Source organism: Streptomyces sp. NPDC047841 (assembly GCF_040704085.1).
Taxonomy (GTDB): domain Bacteria; phylum Actinomycetota; class Actinomycetes; order Streptomycetales; family Streptomycetaceae; genus Streptomyces; species Streptomyces argyrophylli.
This window is the reverse complement of sequence record NZ_JBEYRP010000083.1, coordinates 1-2,465: the sequence shown is the minus strand read 5'-3', so window position 1 is coordinate 2,465 and position 2,465 is coordinate 1. Positions and strand designations below refer to the sequence as shown.

General features: G+C 72.0%; 3 pseudogenes. All 3 read right to left on the bottom strand.

Annotation, left to right across the window (positions count from 1 at the left end):
* Window positions 1-143 (bottom strand): annotated as a pseudogene (locus tag AB0947_RS42745) (IS110 family transposase); the annotation flags it as partial.
* 310 nt (window positions 144-453) lie between these two features.
* Window positions 454-1,708, bottom strand: a pseudogene (locus AB0947_RS42740) (S1 family peptidase).
* 538 nt (window positions 1,709-2,246) lie between these two features.
* Window positions 2,247-2,465 (bottom strand): annotated as a pseudogene (locus AB0947_RS42735) (hypothetical protein); the annotation flags it as partial.

Sequence of the window (2,465 nt, the reverse complement as noted above, 5' to 3'; positions counted from 1 at the left end):
AAGACGGCCCGCAGTTTCGGCTCGCTGTTGGGCAGCTGCTTGTCGAAGACTTTCTTGCCGGCCGGGGTGAGTCCGTGCCCGTGATGGGCGCTCTTCCCGACGTCCAGACCGAGGAAGACGCCCACGTCGTCGATGTCGTCCAACCCATCCTCCCGAACGGGGTTTGTGCGGTGCTGGCCAGGGCGTTGGCGTCGTATGTGCGCATCCACGTTATGCAGACCTGCCGCCCGCAAGCGGCCGGGCATTGCACCGGGCCAGGCGGTAGTCGGACCTCTCATCAGCGTCTCCAACGGCGCCTCTCGGGCCCGGTGGCACCACCCCCCAGGTCATCGGTTCGACAGGGGGGACCAGCCATGCCGGGCCCGGAGGCCAGCGGTCCTCTTGCAGGACCGCGGAAAACATAACGGGGGGGGCGCCCCCGGTGACCCGGGGGCGCTGTGGATCGGTCCGGCGTCAGCCGGTGTAGGTGTGCAGGGTCAGGCCGTACCGGTTGAGGATCTCGTTGACGGGCTGGAACCAGGTCTCGCCTCCGCCGGCGCAGTTGCCCCAGCCGCCCGAGGTGACGCCCTGTGCCTGGTCCCCGGTGATGAAGGAGCCCCCGGAGTCGCCGGGTTCGGCGCAGGCGCTCGTCTTCGTCAGCTGGTGCACCGCGCCCTGGCTGTAGTTGACGGTCTCGTTCATCGCCAGCACGGTCCCGCAGTGCCAGTGCGACGTCGATCCCGACCGGCAGACGGAGGAGCCGACGGGCGCCACGGCCGAGCCGCGCACGAGCTGGTCGGGCACCGTGCCCCAGCCCAACACCACCGGAACCGTCCACCAGCCACTGCCCACGCTCACCCAGGCGTAGTCGTTGTCCGGGAACGAGGAGCCCTGGAACGTGCCGATGTACGAGCCGTCCCAGCCGCTGACTCCAGCGCCCGGCGAGCCGCAGTGTCCGGCGGTCACGAAGCCGCCGTACACCGAAAACCCTATGGAACAGCGGACGTTGCCCGTGTAGTAGGGGTCCCCGCCGACGGTTCCCGCGGCGAAGGTGCGCGGGGCCGCGGAGACGGTCCGGACGGTGACGGGACCCGCCTCGCGGGCCCGGGACACGAAGCGCCGGACATCGTTGTCCGAACGCTCATTCCGCACGACGTCGACGACGACCGTGTTGGCCATCGGATCGACGTGCCAGCCGCTCACCCCGGCGGGGGCGGACAGCCGGTCGATGCGCGCCTTGACCGTGTCGAGCTGCCGGGCCGTGTGCTCGGCGGTACGGATCTCGGCCCCGGCCGCCTCGATGGCGTGACGTGTGCCCGGCGAGGCGTCCGAGGTGAGGGCCACCGTCAGGCGCCCCTTCGTCGCGTCGAACCAGGAGCCCGCGTAGGCGTCACCGGCCACCCGGCGCACCTTCGGATCGACGGCGGCGGCGGACCGCTCGGCCGCGATCCGCGCCTCGGCCTGTTGTCGCGTGAGGCCGAGATCCCGCTGCATGGCGGTCAGGATCCCGTCGGACGCGGGCTTTCGGGGACGGCGCGCCGGTTCCGGAGGACCCGGCCCCGAAGAGCGCGGTGTGTCCGCCGGGTCCAGTCGCGTTGACGGGTTGGCCGATGGGGCCGGGTGCGGTGTGGGCGCCGCTCGCCGCCGCGGGGACCGCCCCCGCCGCTCCCGAGCCGCCGAGGATCAGGAGCGCGGTCAAGACGACATGCGTAAGTTTTGTGCGTCTCATGGGACTTGCCCTTCGTCGTTCCAGAGGTGGGATGTGGAACAGCCGAGTGCTGAGAGCGCTCTCATGTATGGCGGGGCAGAGCCTAGCCCGCCGGGGGCCGTCAGGTCCATGCCAAGGCGCGAGGCGAATGGGAAGTTACAGTGGCCGACGTGGCTTCCTGCCACGTGCGGCCGAGACCCCGGCCCGCCGGGCCGCCCCTCACCTTCTTCCGGGGGCGGCCCGGCACCCCGCTCTCACGACACGCCCCGCACACCGAGTCCCGCACACCGAACGCCCCGCTCACCAACGAGGGGCCCGGAAAAGCAGTGGCACGCGTCGTCGGGCGCCACTGACCGAACAGCACCGGCACACCCGATGCCGGGCCCTACTCGGCCCACCCCAGCGCGCGTCCGTCGGCCGGCCGCACCTGCGCCAAGGGCGCGGGCGTCGTCAGGCCGGTCGTCATCACCACTCTCAGAGCTCCTTGCAGCGGGCCGCGAAGGCCGGTGGGCCGGTACTCCGGAGGCCGGCAGGGGCAGGGCGGGCTTCCGAGCGATGGTCAGCCGTCGCGTTCGGCGGGCTGTGGCGCTTCGTTCCGCGGTGTCGGAGCCGACGGGGTGCCGGCGGTCCCGTTCTGGCCGGCGTTCCGGCCGGCGGCTGGTGTCCGAGTTCGGCGGGGGTCCGAGTGCGTCGTGGCGAACCGGGCTCGGTAGTGGCCCGGTGAGACACCGAGCCGGGCCACGAAGGTGCGCCGCAGCGTCTCGGGGCTGCCGAATCC